The following is an 18,668-nucleotide window of genomic DNA, read 5'->3' as shown; positions in this document are numbered from 1 at the left end:
CATTAATTTCAAATCAAAATTCGTGTAACTATTTTATATGATTTTAAGGTTCGTATTATGGCAAAAGAGAAAGGCTTACTTTGGTTTAAAAATGATCTCCGTTTATTAGATAATGAGACATTATGCAGAGCCGTAAATTCTTGTACTAGTATTTTACCGGTTTATATTTTTGATCCCAGGTTATTTGCGAATACAGCATATAATTTTCCCAAGGCCGGATTGAATAGATTTGAATTTTTAAAACAAACTGTTGACGTTTTGCGAACAAATCTTCAAAGTTTAGGAGCAAACTTATTAGTTGAAATTGGTCATCCCGAAGAGCTCATCCCAGAACTTATTAAAAAATATAACATCACAAAGCTGTTTGCAGAACAGGAATATGCTTCAGAAGAATTAAAAATAGTCGATGCTGTTAAGCAACAGCTTTCTGAAGAAATAACTTGTTATTTTATATGGGGGAAAACGCTGTATCATATTGATGATATTCCGTATTCAATTGATAAAATACCATTAACCAGTAAAGCATTTAGAATAAATACAACTAAGAAAGCAGAGGTACGGGAAACATTTGATATTCCGAAGAAAATTGAAATCCTTTCTCTTAACGATTGGGGAACTTTACCAGAAGCAACTCAGTTTAATTTTGAAGTTTTAGATGATCAAAAGGAAAATCTATATGTAAAAGGAGGAGAAGATTTAGCCTTAGAACGACTTAATTATTACACGGTAGAAACGGAATTACTTACCTCTTATAAATGGACCCGTAATAAATCATTAGGTCTAGATTATAGCAGTAAACTTTCGCCTTATTTAGCTGTGGGAGCCATCTCACCCAGAACAATTTACTATGCGGTTAAAGCGTATGAAAAGAATATCAAGAAAAATATAAGTACCTGGTGGCTCATATTTGAAGTGGTATGGCGTGACTTTTTTACATTTAAAGGAATGCGTATGGGGAATTCAATTTTTAAAACCGAAGGATATAAAAATAAAGAAGTTCCCTTTGAGAATAATACTGAATATTTTGAACGCTGGTGTGCGGGAACCACAGGAATTCCTTTTATAGATGCGCATATGCGCCAATTGAATGAAACTGGATATATGAGCAATCGGGGTAGAGTGAACTGCGCAAGTTATTTTGTACACGATTTAAAAATAGATTGGACGTGGGGAGCAGCCTATTTTGAAAGTAAACTAATTGATTATGACGTTTCATCTAATTGGATGAATTGGCATATGCAGGCCTATGAGATCTGGTACACAAATCCTGTAAATCAATCTATAAAATATAAAGTTGCAGATTATATTAAAAAATGGATTCCTGAACTTGCAGCTGTTGACAACGAATTGATACATATTCCGTGGAAAATAGAAGAGTACAAACTGAAATATCCAAAACCCATAGAAGTCTATTCTAAGTGGGCAAGAGCAGAGACCAAAATTCTAAAATTGTTGGATTGAGATTTTCAATATTGAGAAAATGCTAACGAAATAGAAACCGTTATTTAGCTGTATTGCCTTGATATTTCACAATTTCTCACAATTCTTTGATAACAAATTCCTATTTGTATTAACGTTAACAATATCAAATTGCTGATTGAAATAGATTCGTAAAAAAAATTACTATCAACTAATTAATCAGCTATGAAAAACATTGAAAATTTATTTGAGTACTCAGTAGGTCAGTTTGAAGCAATTGACCACTTATTAACTATGGGAGTGGGAGCACATCTTGCAGCCTTAGTTTTCTTTTTAATAATGTCACAATTTGTTGCTCCTAAATATCGTGTTGCAACAGCATTATCGTGTATAGTCATGGTTTCTGCCGGTCTTATTCTAGTGAGCCAAGCCGGTTTATGGACAGATGCTTTTAAGTTTAATGGTACAAACTATTCATTAACAAATCTTACGTTTAGTAATGGATTTAGATACGTAAACTGGATGGTCACCATACCGTGCTTATTGACTCAGCTTCTAATTATTCTTAATTTTAGAGGGTCTGCATTAAAATCAAAAGCGACCTGGTTAATTCTTTCAGCCTGGGGAATGATTATTACAGGATATATAGGACAATTATACGAAGTAGAAGATACTAGCAAACTTATGATTTGGGGTGCAATTAGTACTGTATTCTTTATCATCATGAATTTTATTGTAGGTAAAGCAATCGCAGAAGGTAAAAAAACAATGGATGCCCGAACTTCAGGACGTGTAATGAATGTATTTTGGTTAATGATGTTTGCCTGGACGTTATATTCTATTGCTTATTTAGTACCCGTATTTATGAACAGTGCAGACGGTGTTGTTTTAAGACAGGCATTATTTACAGTTGCAGATATTTCATCTAAGGTTATTTATGGATTAATGATTACCTATATTGCTCTTGATCAAAGTGCTAAAGCAGGTTACTTACCGGCTCAAAAAGTTTTAGGACGAGTAGCTATAGGCACAGAAACAGATTTAAGAAATTAGTTTTATATGCTTAAAGTTTTAAAGAAAATACTTCAAAGTATAGCGTTAGTACCTTCGGTGCTGGCGCTTTGCTTTTTTGTATTGGCCGTACTTATTATCTCAATAGATATTAACTACGATGAGATCGCATTCCTAAAGAAGCTAGTATTTAATGATAAAGAAGATGTTCAGTTTGTATTAGCTTTCTTAATTGGAGGCATTTTTACACTTACCATATTTAGTTATACTATGGTTATGAATGTTTTGAATAGAAATATAAATAATTATTCGCCGCGCTTAATTCCTATGATTTTAAGCGAAAAACATCATCAAATTATATTAGGCTTTACTAGTGGTACGATTATATATGCAATGACGCTTTCAATTGCTTTGAATGCAAAAAATAGTCCGGAATTTCCCGGTATTGCTGCACCATTAGGTGTGTTTTTTGGTATCATAAGTGTTTTGCTGTTTATCTATTTTATTCATAGTGTGTCCCGCAGTATTCATATAAATTATATCGTAAAAGAGGCATACGTAGAATCGTATAATACTATTAAAGGTTTAAAGAAGTATGAGTCTAAACTTCAAAAAACAGATGAGAAATTTAATTCTTCGATAGATATCGTTTCAGTGGAAGTGGGTTATCTAAAAATGCCAGATTTAGGTCAGGTAGAACGCATTTTAGATAAGCATCAGGTTTCTATTTCTTTACACAAACATCCGGGTGCATTTATTCGGAAAAACGAGCAATTAATTTCGCTATCTAAGTCTGTATCACCTGAAGTACAGCAATCTATTTATAAGCTCTTTCCAATAGATCATACAGTACCTATGGACGCGATTGAGACAGGTTTTAAACATCTAGTTGAAATAGGAGTGAAGGCTATGTCTCCCGCGATTAACGATCCCGGTACGGCTATTACTATAATAGATTACATTACCCAGCTATTTATAGACCGTTCTCAATTAAAAACCTTCAACCTTTTTAAAACGGAAAACAATAACAACTTCCATTTTAAAATAGTTGAGATAGAGCTGTTACGTGATTATTGCTATCTCGAGTTGTATCGTTATATTAAAGAAGACCCTATAGTACGCGCACATTTGCTCAATTCTTTAGAAATCGTAAATGCGCTAGAGGGTTTAACCAGGCTTCAAATTCATATGCTGGACGCAAAACTTTAATATGATAAAAATTACTGCCATTAGTTTATCTATACTGCTAATTGTTATTGGTAATTTTGCTGAAGAACTATTGGCGACCGATTTAGTTCTAAAAATAGCCTTGTTCTTAATTGCTACTTTTGGGATTATACACGGTTGTAACGATCTTCATCTTCACCGGCTCAACCCAACCTTAAAGCACTTTAGCTTAATAAGCCGATTAATTTTATACTTAGGGTTGGTAGGTGTATTTATACTTCTATATCTGTTGTCTGCGCAAATTTGCCTGGTGTCTTTTGTAGTATTTAGTGCTTATCATTTTGGTGAAGAACAACTTGAAGAACGAATTTTTACAGATTTTAAATGGAACCGATTACTTTATTTTGTTTTCGGAAACTGCATATTATTATTGCTTTTTACTTTTAATTATATAGAAACACTGCGTTTTTTAAATGAACTTCAGTTGCCGGCAATACAACAGCAAACATTTGTAATTTTGTGTGTAGGCAGTCTCATTATGCAGTTTATGATGCTCTTGTCTTTAGCCACTTTACAGATCATTTCCTTTAAAAGTTTTATACTCATGCAGCTTGAGTTACTGTTAATAGCCGCGTTATTTGCAACTACTAATTTGCTTATAGGCTTCACCACTTATTTTATATTTTGGCACAGTATCCCATCCTTAAAATCACAGTATATTTTGATTAAAACTAAATTTAGTAAGCAGCGGTTTAAAGCAATAGCGCTTCAAAGTGGGGGTATTTATTTAATAGCGCTTACGACCTTGTTTTCAATATTTTTTTTGATTGAAAGCACATCACTTATGCTTAATATATTACTCTGTGTGGCTATCGCTATTACAATACCGCATATTCTCTCAATCGCGGGAATGTATAGAAGATAATTACTCTCAATTAGTAGTATAATTTGATTATGGTTTTTTTTTCACAATAGATGCGTATAAAGTGTAGTAAATAAAAGGGTTTACAATTATGAAGCCTATTATTTGCGTAAATCTCAAAATAATTTAATTTAATTTTTATTTGGTTAAACGTTTAACTTTAGTATATTTATCAAATATAACGATGTAGTGAAGCGTATTTCAATAAAAGATGTTGCCAAAGAAGCAGGTGTTTCCATAGCCTCGGTGTCCTATGTTTTAAATGATAGGGCAGAGGGGCGCATAGGTGAAGATACCATTAAGCGAGTTCAAAAGGCAGTAGCAGATCTGAATTACAGACCTAATAAAATCGCTAAAAGCCTAAAAACGCAACGCACATTTACACTGGGACTTATCGTGGCAGATATTTCAAACCCATATTTCTCAGAATTGGCACGTATAATTGAAGATGAAGCCAGAAAAATAGACTGTACCCTAATTATAGGAAGCTGTGATGAAGATAAGGTAAAGTTTGAGAGTCTTATAGATACATTTAGAGAACGACAGGTAGACGGATTAATCATGGCGCCGGTTGAAAATAGTGGAGCCTATTTAAAAAGATTACAAAAGAGTAAAATACCATTTGTTCTTATTGATAGAAATATGCCGGGTGTAGATGCCCCTTCGGTAGAAATTAATAATTATGAGGTATCATATACGGCAACAGAACATTTATTAGAACAGGGAAGACGCAATATTTGTTTTGTAAACTATACTTCAAAATTAGAAAGTCTTATAGAACGGGAGAGGGGATTTAAAGCTTCGATAGAAGAAAATAAAGAAGCAGATTCTAAAATTTTAGGAATTGATAAAGACCACATAGATCGGGATATTAAACTGGGGATTGAATCTATTTTAACTGCCGAGAGTAAAGTAGATGCGCTATTTTTTAGTAGTAACAGATTAGCTATTTCAGGACTTAAGCAATTGAGAACACTAAAAATACCAGTTCCTGAAAAATTTGCAGTTTTAGCGTTTGATGAAACTGAGGCTTACGAATTATTTAGTGTACCAATTTCGATAATTCGCCAGCCTTTGAAAGAAATAGGGAAGCTGGCTATAGCAACTGTAGATAATCAAATACGGAATATTGAAACTTTAAAAGAAGCCACAGTTTTAAAGGCAGAGTTAATCATTAAAGAATCAAGTATGGGATAATTATTTTTTTGAATATTTAGTTAAACGTTTAACTAAATATGAAATTTAATATTAACGTTTTTTATAAGGTTGAAAATCTATTGCTTTCAACTTAATAGATGGTTGTTTCTGTTTAGGGGGAGGGCCATTTTTATAAGCAAACGATTTCGTAATAACAATCGAAGACATACTAGATCAAAGTTTTAAAAATAAATTAGTTAAACGTTTAACAAGAATTAATTAGTTATGAGTAAAATAAATCAACCCACCGTTTTTTGTTATGGGGAAGTACTTTGGGACATTTTTCCGGAAGGTAAACAAGCAGGCGGAGCGCCTTTTAATGTAGCATACAATTTAAAACGTATGGGCATAGATACGCATATGATTAGCAGAGTAGGAGCAGATGACCTGGGCGACAAATTAATTACTAAAATAAAAGGATGGGATCTTCCTGTAGAAGATTTACAACTTGATACAGCCAATCCTACGGGAACGGTAACTGCAACAATAGATTCTAATAATGAGGCTAATTACGAAATCGTTACTAATGTGGCCTGGGATTTTATTGAGCTTCGGGAAGACTATAAAGAGCAAATAAAGAATGCAGATGCATTAATTTTTGGTAGCCTTATTGCCAGAAATACTACTTCTTACAATACATTATTAGAACTTCTAGAATTGGCTCCTTATAAAGTATTTGACGTAAATATAAGAGAACCTTATTTCTCTATTGATGTAGCTAAAACGTTGTTAGCTAAATGTGATTTGGTTAAAATGAATGAAACCGAATTACAAACCATTACTCAGTTGTTAGGTCAAGCCTACACCACAGATGATGATTGTGTAAACTATATAAAAGAACGCTTCAATATTTCTGGAGTGATTATTACTATGGGAAGTAAGGGTGCATTGTACTATGAAGATACTCTCAAATATAATTTTCCTGCAAGGCCAGTTACCGTAAAAGATACGGTAGGTAGTGGTGATGCATTTCTGGCAGGGTTTGTATCAAAAAAACTTAGCGGTGGTTCTCCTGTAGAAGCGATGAAGCAAGCTGTTTCTTTAGGCGCATTTATAACTTCAAATGCAGGAGCCTGCCCAGAATATGTATTTAAAGACTTTCAGGAATTCTGCGAAAGTGAACTTGCATTTTCATAAATCAAATCATTCACTTATTAATTTAACGTACTTGTAAAATGAATACTAAAACCGAAAAAAAAGCGGCCGTAATACCTAAAAATGTATTGGTCCCCTTTTTATTAGTAACCCTATTATTTGCCTTATGGGGTTTTGCAAATGCAATCACAGATCCAATGGTACAGGCCTTTAAGAAGGTTTTAGAATTATCTAATTCTCAAGCTGCGTGGGTACAGATGGCATTTTATGGAGGATATTTTTGTATGGCGCTACCGGCTGCTTTATTTATGCGTAAATACTCCTATAAGACAGGAATTTTAATCGGTTTAGGATTGTATGCAATAGGGGCATTACTGTTCTATCCTGCGGCTGTAACTCAGCATTTTTGGTTTTTCTGTATTGCGCTGTATGTCTTAACCTTTGGACTTGCATTTTTAGAAACAGCGGCCAACCCTTATGTGTTAGCAATGGGACCTAAAGAAACGGCAACTTTACGATTAAATTTAGCGCAGGCGGTAAATCCTGTGGGTTTAGTAGCCGGTCTTTTTATTGCACAACAATTCATTCTTAAAAATATTAAGTCTGACGATATCAACAATTTTAGCGCGATGGATGAAGCCGCTAAAGCATTAGTTCGTACTTCAGATTTAATGGCAATTCGTAACCCGTATGTGATTTTAGGCCTGGTACTTATTGTGGTATTTGTATTGTTTCTGGCTATAAAAATGCCTCAATCTAAAGAACAGGAAGCGATGCCAGGCATTTCTAAAACCTTTTCAGATTTAGGAAAAAACAAAAAATATGTACTAGGTGTAATCGCTCAAATTCTATACATAGGCGCTCAGATTATGTGTTGGACGTATATCTATCAATATGCAGAAGCTAAGGGGATAGATGGTGTTACCGCGGGTTATTATCAGATTGTTGCGTTTATAGTGTTTACTGTAGGACGTATTCTGGGAACTTATTTATTACGCTTTATAAGCTCGGGAAAGTTACTTGCAAGTTTTGCAGTGTTAGCCGTTGCCTTTGTAATAGGTGTTATTACCAGTTCAGGAGAATTTGGGTTGTATTGTCTGGTAGGTATTTCATTTTGTATGTCACTCATGTTTCCTACAATTTATGGGATTACTCTCGAAGATTTAACCGAAGAACAATCTAAAGTAGGCTCTGCAGGTTTAGTTATGGCTATTGTAGGTGGTGCATTAATGCCAAAATTACAAGGAATGATTATCGATGCAGGAGGTACTGGGGTTTCCGATATTCAGATTTTAGGCGTAGCCGAAGTCAACTTTTCGTTTATTTTACCCTTATTATGTTTTGTTTACATCAGCTGGTACGGCTTCTATATTTCAAGTAAACACGAGGCAAGTAATGCAGTTTCTTCTGAAGCACTTGCGGTATGATGACTAAATTTCAAGGATATTTTCTGATTATCCTAATGCTGAGTATATACGTAGGAAATGCGCAAATACAGATTACCAATAAGAACTTCTCTTTTGGCACAACCGGTCGTATAGGTTTTGGGTATTCTCCCGGAATAGAAGGACATACCGGTCGTCAGCTCAACTTATCGGGGCAAGGTTCCTTAGGAGGTAGAATGGATCAGGGAGATTATATAGATTTATTACCGGCTTTTCATTTTACACCAGTAAACGCAAATAAAGACAGCACGGTAATAGATTTTCAGGCGCGATTAGCTTTTTACTCTACTAATAATACTTTTTTAGGTAACGTGAGCTCGGGCTCAATAAATGGAATTGTAACCAGTTTGCCGGAGGCTTTTGTAGAAGCAAAAAACATAGTAGGTAGTGAATGGAGTGTGTGGGCTGGAGCACGATATATGCGTTATGATGATGTGCATATAACAGACTATTTTTATTTTGACGATCATTCTGCTGAAGGTTTCGGTATTAAATATAAAAACACCTCATTTTCGATGTTTTTTCCTGCGGTAATTGACACCTCGTCTACTAATACCACACCGTATTCCTATACAAACATAATAGATGGAAACCAGAACCTTACGTATCGTCAGCGGGAGGTTATGGTTCTGGAGCACACGGTAAATTTTAAAGAGAATCACCGTCTTAAATTACTTGCAGAATATCATACCGTTCCTAATATTTCAGATAATACAGATACAACTTATCCTGCAGATAACGGCTATGTGATAGGAGCTAAACTAAACTCTGATTTAAAAACAACACTTCCGGGTTCATTTAATCAGTTTGCGGTTAGATATGGTACTGGTATTGCTAATGGTGGCGATAACGGCAATACACAAACCTGGCGTACGTACGGAGCGCCACAGGTAGAAGACGGTACATATGCAGGAGCTTATTCTTTTACTGTAGTTGAGCATATGTTATTTAATTTGAATAAAAGATGGAGTATAAATCCGTATGCGGTTTTTACTAAAAGTAAAGGTGGCGCAAAATCAGCTGATAAAGCAACAGATTTTTACGGTCGCAGTATTTATAACCGAAAAACAGATGTAGCACTAGGAAGCAGGTTTTTGTATTATGCTAAAGACTGGTTTCATATATTAACAGAATTGCATTACACCAGTCGTAAAAATGGAAACGATCCTACTGCGGGAATGGTTAAATTTACGCTAGCACCTACGATTGTACCCACGGCAGAGCGCAGTGCTTGGGCACGACCGCATATTCGGTTTATAGCTTCAGTAGCACGATATAATGATTTTGCACAAAATAGTCTGGCTTCTCCATTTTTACAGCAAGCGGGGTCTAAACGCTTTGGGACATATTTTGGGGTACGATCAGAATGGTGGATTTTTTAAAAAAAGAATATAAGATTATGATGAATATTAAATATGGAGCCTCGTTACTTTCCTGGACTACTCCAGACTGGACGCACGAATCTGGCTTATATGCTATTGAGAAAACAGCCGAAACTGGTTTTGAACTGCTCGAAATTCTCTTGCCACACACCGCAGATTTTGATGCACCGGCAGTTAAAAAACATTTAAATAAACACGGTATTTCAGCGGTTTGCTCGCTTAATTTTTCCGTAGAAACACATCTACCTGCGCATCCTAAGCAAGCATTAGCACTTATAAAAAAATCATTAGATCGCACAGCGGCTTTAGATGCAGATTTTATGGGTGGTGTATTGCACTCTGCGATAGGTTGTTTTACAGGAAACCCTGTAACAGAAGCAGAGAAAGATACGGTTGTAAATGTATGGGGTGAAGCTGCTTTATATGCATTAGAACGCGGTATTACTATAGGGATAGAACCTATAAACCGCTATGAAAGTTATGTATGCAATACGGCTGAAAATGTATTAGAACTCATTGAAAAAACCGGAATGCCCAATCTGGCTTTACATTTGGATACCTTTCATATGAATATTGAGGAAGCTAATTTTAAAGATCCAATTTTAAGAGCCGGTAATAGATTAAAACACCTGCATATCACAGAAAGTCATCGCGGAATGCCCGGTGATGGAACCGTGAATTGGGATGAGCTATTTGAAGCATTAAATACCATAAACTTTGAAGGCAATCTGGTTTTAGAGAACTTCTCATCAGAAGTATCGGGTATGCAACAAGCTGTTTCCCTGTGGCAAAAATCACCATTTTCTGCTCAGGAGCTTGCTGAGGGAAGTTTAGCATTTATGAAAAACAAAGTAAAACAATTCAATATCTAGAACAACTACCTATTAATTTCAAAATTTTAAGTTCATGAATGCACATGATAATAAAGCAAAAGATTTTTTACCACAGCTAACCGGTTCATTTGCCCAACCTGCGGCAGAAAACCCAACTGTTGCAATGGTTGAAGCAGCCTATAAACACCACGGTTTGTATTTTAGATACATCAATTGTGAAGTGAGTCCAGAAAATCTGGAAACTGCGATACAAGGCGCTAAAGCGTTAGGATGGTCTGGTTTTAATTGTTCGATACCGCACAAGGTTGCTGTAATTAAATATCTAGATGGTCTTGGTGAATCTGCAAAACTCATAGGGGCAGTAAATACCATTGTAAAACGTGACGATAAATGGATAGGTGAGAACACAGACGGAAAAGGTTTTGTGCAGGCACTTAAACAGATTATAGATCCTGCACAAAAGCATATTACACTTTTTGGTGCTGGTGGTGCAGCTCGTGCAGTCGCTGTAGAACTTGCTCTTGCAGGGGCAAAAACAATAACTCTTGTAAATAGAAGTAGCGACCGGGCAGAAGAGGTAGTAACATTATTAAATGATAATACTCCCACTCAGGCGGTTTACAATTCGTGGGAGAACAGGTACACTATAGACCCTAAGACTCAAATTGTAATAAATGCAACCAGTGTGGGACTTTATCCTAATGTAGATCAGCAATTAAATATAGATTTTGATAGCATACATCCTAATATGGTTGTTGCTGATGGCATCCACAATCCGCCGGAAACGCACTTGTTGAAAACGGCTAAAGATAAAGGGTGCAAAACCGTAAATGGTATTCAAATGCTCGTTAATCAAGGTGTAATAGGTATAAAATACTGGACCGGTGTTGATGTTGATGCGCAGGTAATGCACGCTAAATTAAATGAGGTGTTTAATATAAATTAAAACAGCATAGTTAAATATTTAGAGAAAGGAAGATTTTATAAAAGTCTTCCTTTTTTTATGCGGTAAAATAACGCGAATAGCAACATCTGATTTGCAAGTTTGCTTTCAACTTAAAAGATTTCAATATTAAACACGTTAATGACGGGCTTATGACTACCTTATAGAATTACAAGAGTTCTTTTCAAATTCAAACACTAAGCATGAGTACGATTCTCTTTATTAAGTATATGGTTAGTTTGCGATGTAAAATGATGGTTAAAGAAGAACTCAATAAGCTGGGGCTTCACTATGTCATAATAGACTTAGGTTTTGTTGAAATTCTTGAAAATATAAGTCTGTTTCAAAAAAACCAACTAAAATCAAGCCTTAAAAAATCTGGACTCGAATTACTTGACGATAAGCGAAGTATTTTAATTGAAAAAATAAAGACAATCATCATTGAGATGATTCACTATACTGATGAAATTCCGAAAGTAAATTATTCAGATTATATAAGTGAAAAAATGAATTATGATTACACCTATTTGGCTAATATATTTTCTGAAGTAAAGGGAATCACTATTCAACAGTTTATCATAATGCATAAGATCGAAAAAGCTAAAGAACTCCTTATCTACGGGGAATTAAATTTATGCGAGATTTCCTATAAGTTGCATTATAGCAGTCCTGCTCATTTATCAAATCAGTTTAAAAAAGTTACCGGTCTCACACCTACATTTTACAAACAATTAAAAAATAAACGGATGAATAATCTGGAAGATTTTTAATCTGTTTATTGAGGTTTTTACCTTACAAACAATTTCATTTACTTTTCTAGAACTACTCTTTCTACATGTTAGTTCTCTGGTAAAATGTGGGAGATATGCAATGATTTAAACAAATTATGCAATACCTCATCCTTTTTATATTCTGACCTTTAGTAATAATAAAAAAGATTAGAATTGCTCGTAAAATGAGAAAATTACAGCTAAAACTAAATAGGGTATAGTTGATACGAGTATCCGTTATATACTAGTATTATAATTTTCGCTACGTATGTCTTTCAATTGATCACGGGCCCTTTTTACTTGTATTGTTAATCTTGGCAGACATTCTATTAGTCACCCGTTTTTTTAGTATTTGTCCTGTCTATATTCCGTTTAGGATCAATACAAAAAATAAGAACAGGTTTTAATCTTCAACTCATTAAACAATTTACTTATGGAAACGCATTATTACACTGTTGATATAAACTGGAAAAACGACCGTAAGGGAATACTTTGTTCTCCAGAATTGAATAAAGAAAAAGGAATTTGTATTGAAGTAGCAACACCTCCAGAATTTCCAAAAGGTATACCCGGAATTTGGTCTCCAGAGCATTTGTTTATAGCGGCCGTTAGCGGTTGTTTAATGACCACTTTTTTAGCAATTGCCGAGAATTCTACACTTGAGTTTACAAGTTTTAATTGTTCTGCAAAAGGAAAGTTAGAACTCCTGGAGGGCAAGCTGCAAATAAGTGAAATCCTTTTAAAACCTAATGTATTTATTACAAATGAAAGCTTTAGAAATAAGGCACTGCGTATAGTTAAAAAGGCTGAAAATGCCTGTCTAATAGCTCATTCTATAAAATCTGTAATTAGTATGGAAGTAGGTGTGCACGTTAACCCGGTCTTAATTGAAAGCGAATAATTAAACCTCATTACAGTTGATGCAACGCAACAAAATTTAAAAATTAAAAACTTTATCTAACCATATAAAATAATTAAACAATGGAAGTACATAAAAACCTGGGTATCTGGATGGATCATTCAAATGCCAATCTAATGGATTTAAATAAAGTAAAAAATAACTATTCTATTTCTTCAAAATTCACCTTCAGTACAAAAGAGGAGGCACTTAACCGAAGTGAAAAAAGTATGCATAATAAAAGGCAACAAATGCAGGAAGCTTTTTACAAAGAGATAGCAGATGTAATTTTAAACTACAATCACGTGCTCTTATTTGGACCTACAAATGCAAAGACAGAGTTGTTTAATTATTTAAGTACAGATTTACATTTTAAAGATATTAAAATTGATGTGGAGCCCACAGATAAGATGACAGACCCAGAAAAAGATGCTTTTGTAAAAAACCATTTTAAGGTACTGTAGAAAACTTGCGTTAAAATGATATACGTGTAGAACTTATCTAAAAAATAATAATTATGATAACAGCACCACATCTTCATGCATTGGTTATTCATTTTCCTATAGCCTTATTATGTGTAGGATTTTTATCTGATCTCATTACTGTTTTTAGCAGAAATGAATTCTTTAAAAAATCTTCATTGTACTTGCTTTTACTAGGTTCATTAGGTGCTATAGTAGCTTATATAAGCGGCAGTTATGCAGGTGATGGGATGACAGATGGTATACTTCAGGCACCTTTAGAATTACATGAAGAGTCTGCAACTATAATGCTTTGGTTGGCAATTATCACTGCCCTTATACGCGTTGCAATGCATTTCTTCAATTATCAAAAACTTTGGGCACAATGGGCGAGTTTTTTCCTATTTGCCATACTGGTAGGTTTTGTTGCCAGAACCGGCTATCTGGGTGGGCAGTTAGTCTTTAAACACGGTGCAGGTATTGAGTTAGCCTTACCAGATTTTCAAGAATGACCTGCAGATAAAATCTTTTAAAAATTAATAACTACAGATAGCAACCGTAGGGGTAGCTAATATAATTATGCAGAAATTTTAAAATCGAAAGAAGATGAAAAAATCAATTTTAGTATGCGCTTTAGGAATAGTTTCATTAGGAACGCTTTTTCAGTCCTGTAAAGAAAACGCAACAGATTCTGGTGAAGTTACTGCAACTGAAGAACTGAACACAGAAGGGACAACAAGTTCAATAACAGCTGCGCAAGACCCACAGCAATTGACTATTAAAAATATGCAAGATGCTTACAAAGGAGAGACCACGGCTCATTTTAAATATGCCGCATACAGCCAAAAGGCCGATGAAGAAGGACATCCCGAAATTGCATTGTTATTTAAAGCAGCTTCTGGCGCCGAACTCATTCACGCGGGTAATCATAAAGTCGTTTTACAACGTATGGGAGAAGCTATACCGAAAATCATTCCGGAATTTACAGTTAAATCAACTGCCGAAAATTTAAAAGAGGCTATTGAAGGAGAAAGTTATGAGTTTAATACGATGTATCCTGAATTCATTAAAAATGCAAATGATGCAGGAAATTACATGGCTCAGATAAGTCTTACCTATGCGTATAAAGTAGAACAAAAACACCGGGATTTTTATATTGAAGCATTGGCAGCATTAGAAAAAGGAACAGACGATTCTCTTGCTAAACTTTATTTCTTATGTCCTACCTGCGGAAATACGTATGCAACGGTAGCACCTGCACGTTGTGAAATATCAATGACAGACTCAAAACTTTTTATTAAAGTAACAGGTTTGTAACGAATATTTAGCGAAGTAAACTAGTTACAAAAAATGCTCAACTCCTACCTATATAAAAGAAGTTGAGCATTTAATTTTTTAATAAACTAATAGAACATTATACGATGAAAAAGAAAGCTCAATTAGAACGTGACATAATAGATATCACAATGACAATTCACGACAAATTTCCAGAATTGTCTAAATACATTACAGAGATACCCGAAAAGGAATCGGGTATTCACTCAGAACAGATGAGTGTAAAGAACTTTAAAGAATATTACAATTCGTTACAAGAGGTATTATTAGAATACGCTAAAACACACCAGACTCAAAAAGAAAAAGAGAATTCTAAGGCTATGAAATTTAGAGGATATCCCACGTATCCTTCTTCAGAAGATATTTATAATAAAGCGCAGGAAGAAAAAGATCTGGATCCGGAAAATCCTTTAAAAAAGAAAACATCAAATACGGTTAAAGGTACATTCAATGAAAAAGAGTTTCAGAATGATAAGTCGGGTGATGATTTAGACGTTCCCGGTTCAGAATTAGACGATCAACAAGAACGACTGGGCAGTGAGGATGAGGAAAACAACTATTACAGTATAGGCGGTGATAATCATAATAACCTTGAAGAAGATCTGGGATAGTTAACTCCTACTGAAACAGTTTAAACGTGGCTGTGAATATTTTTGAATAACTCAATATAAAAGATGAGTGATGTGTGATTTATGTAAGAGCATTATTTAATTGTATAATTTTTAAACAGCTGATTTAGGGTATCTTATTGTATACAAACTTATTAATTTAATACAAGCGATTATGTCAAAAGGTAATAAAGATACCCCAAAAACAGATAAGACTAAACCAGTCTTAAATCTTAAAGAAAAGCGAAAAGCAAAGGCGGCAAAGAGTAAAATTAAAAAGGCAAATCGCGGAACCGATCTCTAATCAAATACTATGAAATTAGCCTACATAGGGACTTATCCACCGCGCGAGTGCGGTATAGGTACGTTTACGCAAAATTTAACTAAATCAATGTTAGATCTTGATGAACAGGGGATTGCTCAAAACGAAGTATTTGTTGTTGCTATGGATGATGGCACCGAAAATTATACGTATCCCAAAGAAGTAAAATTGCAGATTAGTCAAGAACAGCAAACAGACTATATTGAGGCAGCAAATTTTATTAACCTAAGTGGGGCAGATGTGTGTATTCTTGAGCACGAGTTTGGGATTTATGGTGGGCAAAGTGGGGTGTATATTCTGCCTCTATTACACCGGCTTGAAATACCGTGTATTGTAACTCTGCATACCATTCTTAATGCACCTTCTTATAACGAAAAAGCAATTTTAAAGGAAATCTGTAAGATGGCAGATAAAGTGGTTGTGATGAGTCATAAAGCAATATCCTTTCTAACCAATTTCTATTATGTTCCTGATGAGAAAATTGTTTTGATAGAACACGGCGTACCTGATATTCATTTTAACAGAGCAGATTCTAAGGCCGAATTTAAACTTACTAAGAAAAAATTAATTCTCACTTTTGGCTTTATAGGTCGTAACAAAGGGATAGAAACCGTAATTAAAGCGCTACCCGAAATTATTAAAACACACCCCGAAGTACTTTACATTGTATTAGGCAAAACACATCCTAATGTGTTGCGGCATGAAGGTGAAGAATACCGAAATTTTCTGCAACTTCTTATTAAAAATTTAAATCTTCAGGCGCATGTTTTAATGCTTAATGAATTTATAGGAGAGGTCGAACTTTTTAAATATTTAAGTGCCTGTGATATTTATATAACACCCTATCTCAATGAAGCTCAAATAACCAGCGGCACGCTCTCTTATGCTATGGGAGCCGGGTGCGCAGTGGTTTCAACACCCTACTGGCATGCTGCAGAATTACTTACAGAAGACCGTGGGAGGCTTTTTAATTTTAATAAACATAAAGAACTTTCAGAAGTGCTAAACCACTTGCTAGATGAACCAGAATTATTAAAACAAATACAAACTAATGCTTATGCCTATGGCAAAAATGTGACCTGGCCTAAAATAGGTAAAAAGTACCTGTATCTTTCTAACAGTTTACTCTCTTTTCCTAAGCAACAGATTGAGAAAAAAGAAAGCGTTATTGATCTGCTCTTGCTCCCTCCATTTTCTTTAACGCACATCAAACGCCTTACAGACGACACCGGGATTATTCAGCACGCAAAATTTGGAATTCCTAATCTTAAGGAGGGCTATTGCTTAGACGATAATGCGCGCGCGCTTTTAATGGTTTTAATGACCTACAAGCAAAAGAAAGATCAGTTAGCACTTGAATTTATGCCTATTTACCTAAGCTATATTCACTATATGCAGAATAAAGATGGCAGCTTTAGAAACTTTCTAAGTTTTAACCGTAATTTCTTAGATGAAGTAGGTTCAGAAGATTCTTTCGGAAGAACCATCTGGTCACTAGGCTATTTAATAGGTAATGCACCTAATGACGCCTATTATCAAACGGGAAAGCTGGTATTTTTTGATGCCTTACCTAATTTTGAACATTTAAAATCGATACGAAGCATAGCCAATACTATAATTGGGATTTGTTATTATTTAAAAACAAATTCAGCAGACGAGCAAATGCTTGATGTTTTAAAAAATCTTACCCATAAACTCATTCATCAGTATGAAGTGAGCCACTCTGAAGACTGGAAGTGGTTTGAACATTTACTTGCTTATGATAACGGAATTTTACCACTTGCGCTGCTTCATGCTGCACAAATATTACCTGATAAACGCATTATCGAGGTCGCAATGAATACCATGCATTTTCTGGAAGAACATACACTAAAAGACGGCATACTCTCGGTTATAGGTAATGATAAGTGGTTTGCTAAAGATGGGGAACGCTCGTTTTTTGCACAGCAACCTATAGATGCTATGGCAATGGTTTTAATGTTTCATCAGGCTTTTAAACTTACCGGCGATAAAGCATATTTAAACAAGCTTTTTGATTCGTTTATGTGGTTTTTAGGTGAAAATGACTTGCGCATGACCTTGTATGATTTTGAAACTAAAGGATGCTGCGATGGTTTTGAAAACTACGGAATCAACAGAAATCAAGGGGCAGAAAGTTCGTTAGCATATTTAATTTCCCATCTAACTGTGTTGCAGGCATACGAGGAGTTCTATAAGTCTGATGCCGTTGTCAATGAAGCGACGCAAAGACAAACAAAAATGCAATTAGTATAAAAATTGCCATTCTCGCTCCCACATGGCGTACATCTATAGAGAATTATGGGCCGTGAGAGCAGGTGTCATCTACAATTACTCAAGGTCTGGTAAATCGCGGTCATCAGGTTACTTTTTTGTCTCCAGTAATTCTATTACTTCTGCACAACTCAATTGGGTTTGTGAGTTGCCCTATTAGAATGACAAAACTATTAATCCTAAGATATTAGAGTGTTTGCATATAAATAACCTTATGGAGCAGGCAGCAGATTTTGATAGTATTAACCACCATTTTGATTTTCTTCCTCTAGAGCACTATATATTTCAGGTATCGCCAAAGCATTACTACATCCTATTTCTTTTGAAGAACGCTTTGGTCTAAGTATTGTAGAAGCGATGTTGTGTGGTACTCCGGTCATTGTATTTAATCTGGGTAGTATGCTCAAGCTTATTGCAGATGGCATTTCGGGATTTTTAGTAACTACAGTATCAGAAGCGGTTGACGCCATTAATAATTTAAATACGCGAGATTCTAAAAGCTGTAGAACGCACGCAGTAACTCATTTTAGTCTTAGAAAATAATTACTTCGTATAAAGCTGCTTATAA

General features: G+C 34.9%; 20 protein-coding genes. All 20 read left to right on the top strand.

From position 1 onward, the window contains the following. Positions 1–57 precede the first annotated feature (57 nt). The 20 genes from P164_RS05435 (at position 58) to P164_RS19170 (ending at position 18,643) form a co-directional block, all read left to right on the top strand. Positions 58–1,461, top strand: coding sequence for a DASH family cryptochrome (locus P164_RS05435; RefSeq protein WP_028375435.1), 1,404 nt, complete (start codon positions 58–60; stop codon positions 1,459–1,461). A 183-nt stretch (positions 1,462–1,644) separates the two neighbouring features. Next, a complete protein-coding gene (locus P164_RS05430; protein WP_051621225.1) occupies positions 1,645–2,472 on the top strand; it encodes a bacteriorhodopsin in 828 nt (275 codons plus the stop codon). Between the two features lie 6 nt (positions 2,473–2,478). Further along, positions 2,479–3,639: a DUF2254 domain-containing protein gene (locus P164_RS05425; RefSeq protein ID WP_028375434.1), complete on the top strand. Its 1,161-nt coding sequence runs from the start codon at positions 2,479–2,481 to the stop codon at positions 3,637–3,639. Position 3,640: 1 nt separating this feature from the next. Further along, positions 3,641–4,522, top strand: coding sequence for a Brp/Blh family beta-carotene 15,15'-dioxygenase (locus P164_RS05420; RefSeq protein WP_028375433.1), 882 nt, complete (start codon positions 3,641–3,643; stop codon positions 4,520–4,522). Between the two features lie 186 nt (positions 4,523–4,708). Beyond that, positions 4,709–5,716 carry a LacI family DNA-binding transcriptional regulator gene (locus P164_RS05415; RefSeq protein ID WP_028375432.1) on the top strand — a complete coding sequence of 336 codons (1,008 nt, stop codon included), beginning with the start codon at positions 4,709–4,711 and terminating at the stop codon, positions 5,714–5,716. A gap of 225 nt (positions 5,717–5,941) precedes the next feature. Continuing rightward, a complete protein-coding gene (locus P164_RS05410; protein WP_028375431.1) occupies positions 5,942–6,853 on the top strand; it encodes a carbohydrate kinase family protein in 912 nt (303 codons plus the stop codon). 38 nt (positions 6,854–6,891) lie between these two features. Continuing rightward, positions 6,892–8,238: an L-fucose:H+ symporter permease gene (fucP, locus tag P164_RS05405; protein ID WP_028375430.1), complete on the top strand. Its 1,347-nt coding sequence runs from the start codon at positions 6,892–6,894 to the stop codon at positions 8,236–8,238. Then, positions 8,235–9,638, top strand: a complete 1,404-nt coding sequence (locus P164_RS05400) for a carbohydrate porin (protein ID WP_028375429.1) — start codon at positions 8,235–8,237, stop codon at positions 9,636–9,638. The genes fucP and P164_RS05400 overlap by 4 nt, the downstream gene beginning before the upstream one ends. 17 nt (positions 9,639–9,655) lie before the next feature. Then, a complete protein-coding gene (locus P164_RS05395) occupies positions 9,656–10,510 on the top strand; it encodes a sugar phosphate isomerase/epimerase family protein (RefSeq protein ID WP_234405819.1) in 855 nt (284 codons plus the stop codon). A 34-nt stretch (positions 10,511–10,544) separates the two neighbouring features. Continuing rightward, entirely contained in the window at positions 10,545–11,417 is an 873-nt protein-coding gene (aroE, locus tag P164_RS05390) for a shikimate dehydrogenase (RefSeq protein ID WP_028375427.1), read from the top strand. Between the two features lie 227 nt (positions 11,418–11,644). Beyond that, the gene (locus P164_RS05385) at positions 11,645–12,184 is read left to right on the top strand and encodes a helix-turn-helix domain-containing protein (protein WP_028375426.1); all 540 of its coding nucleotides are present in this window, start codon (positions 11,645–11,647) and stop codon (positions 12,182–12,184) included. Positions 12,185–12,462: 278 nt separating this feature from the next. Next, positions 12,463–12,591: a DUF2892 domain-containing protein gene (locus P164_RS19175; RefSeq protein ID WP_117434298.1), complete on the top strand. Its 129-nt coding sequence runs from the start codon at positions 12,463–12,465 to the stop codon at positions 12,589–12,591. 26 nt (positions 12,592–12,617) lie between these two features. After that, positions 12,618–13,085 (top strand): OsmC family protein, encoded by a 468-nt coding sequence (locus P164_RS05375; RefSeq protein ID WP_028375425.1) that lies wholly within the window; start codon positions 12,618–12,620, stop codon positions 13,083–13,085. Between the two features lie 80 nt (positions 13,086–13,165). Then, positions 13,166–13,546 carry a hypothetical protein gene (locus tag P164_RS05370; RefSeq protein ID WP_028375424.1) on the top strand — a complete coding sequence of 127 codons (381 nt, stop codon included), beginning with the start codon at positions 13,166–13,168 and terminating at the stop codon, positions 13,544–13,546. Positions 13,547–13,599: 53 nt separating this feature from the next. After that, entirely contained in the window at positions 13,600–14,055 is a 456-nt protein-coding gene (locus P164_RS05365) for a DUF2231 domain-containing protein (RefSeq protein WP_028375423.1), read from the top strand. 94 nt (positions 14,056–14,149) lie between these two features. Then, complete coding sequence (locus P164_RS05360) at positions 14,150–14,860, top strand: rubrerythrin family protein (protein WP_051621223.1); 711 nt, start codon at positions 14,150–14,152, stop codon at positions 14,858–14,860. A 104-nt stretch (positions 14,861–14,964) separates the two neighbouring features. Then, positions 14,965–15,489 (top strand): hypothetical protein, encoded by a 525-nt coding sequence (locus tag P164_RS18805; protein ID WP_199907773.1) that lies wholly within the window; start codon positions 14,965–14,967, stop codon positions 15,487–15,489. A gap of 172 nt (positions 15,490–15,661) precedes the next feature. After that, on the top strand, positions 15,662–15,790 hold the full coding sequence (locus P164_RS19090) for a hypothetical protein (protein WP_262490354.1): 129 nt from the start codon (positions 15,662–15,664) through the stop codon (positions 15,788–15,790). A 9-nt stretch (positions 15,791–15,799) separates the two neighbouring features. Beyond that, the gene (locus P164_RS05350; protein ID WP_028375421.1) at positions 15,800–18,082 is read left to right on the top strand and encodes a glycosyltransferase family 4 protein; all 2,283 of its coding nucleotides are present in this window, start codon (positions 15,800–15,802) and stop codon (positions 18,080–18,082) included. A 300-nt stretch (positions 18,083–18,382) separates the two neighbouring features. Beyond that, the gene (locus tag P164_RS19170) at positions 18,383–18,643 is read left to right on the top strand and encodes a glycosyltransferase (protein ID WP_199907785.1); all 261 of its coding nucleotides are present in this window, start codon (positions 18,383–18,385) and stop codon (positions 18,641–18,643) included. Positions 18,644–18,668 lie beyond the last annotated feature (25 nt).

The organism is Leeuwenhoekiella sp. MAR_2009_132, from assembly GCF_000687915.1.
In the GTDB taxonomy this organism is placed as follows: domain Bacteria; phylum Bacteroidota; class Bacteroidia; order Flavobacteriales; family Flavobacteriaceae; genus Leeuwenhoekiella.
Note: the sequence above shows the minus strand (reverse complement) of the source record. Positions and strands in the feature narration are given on the sequence as shown.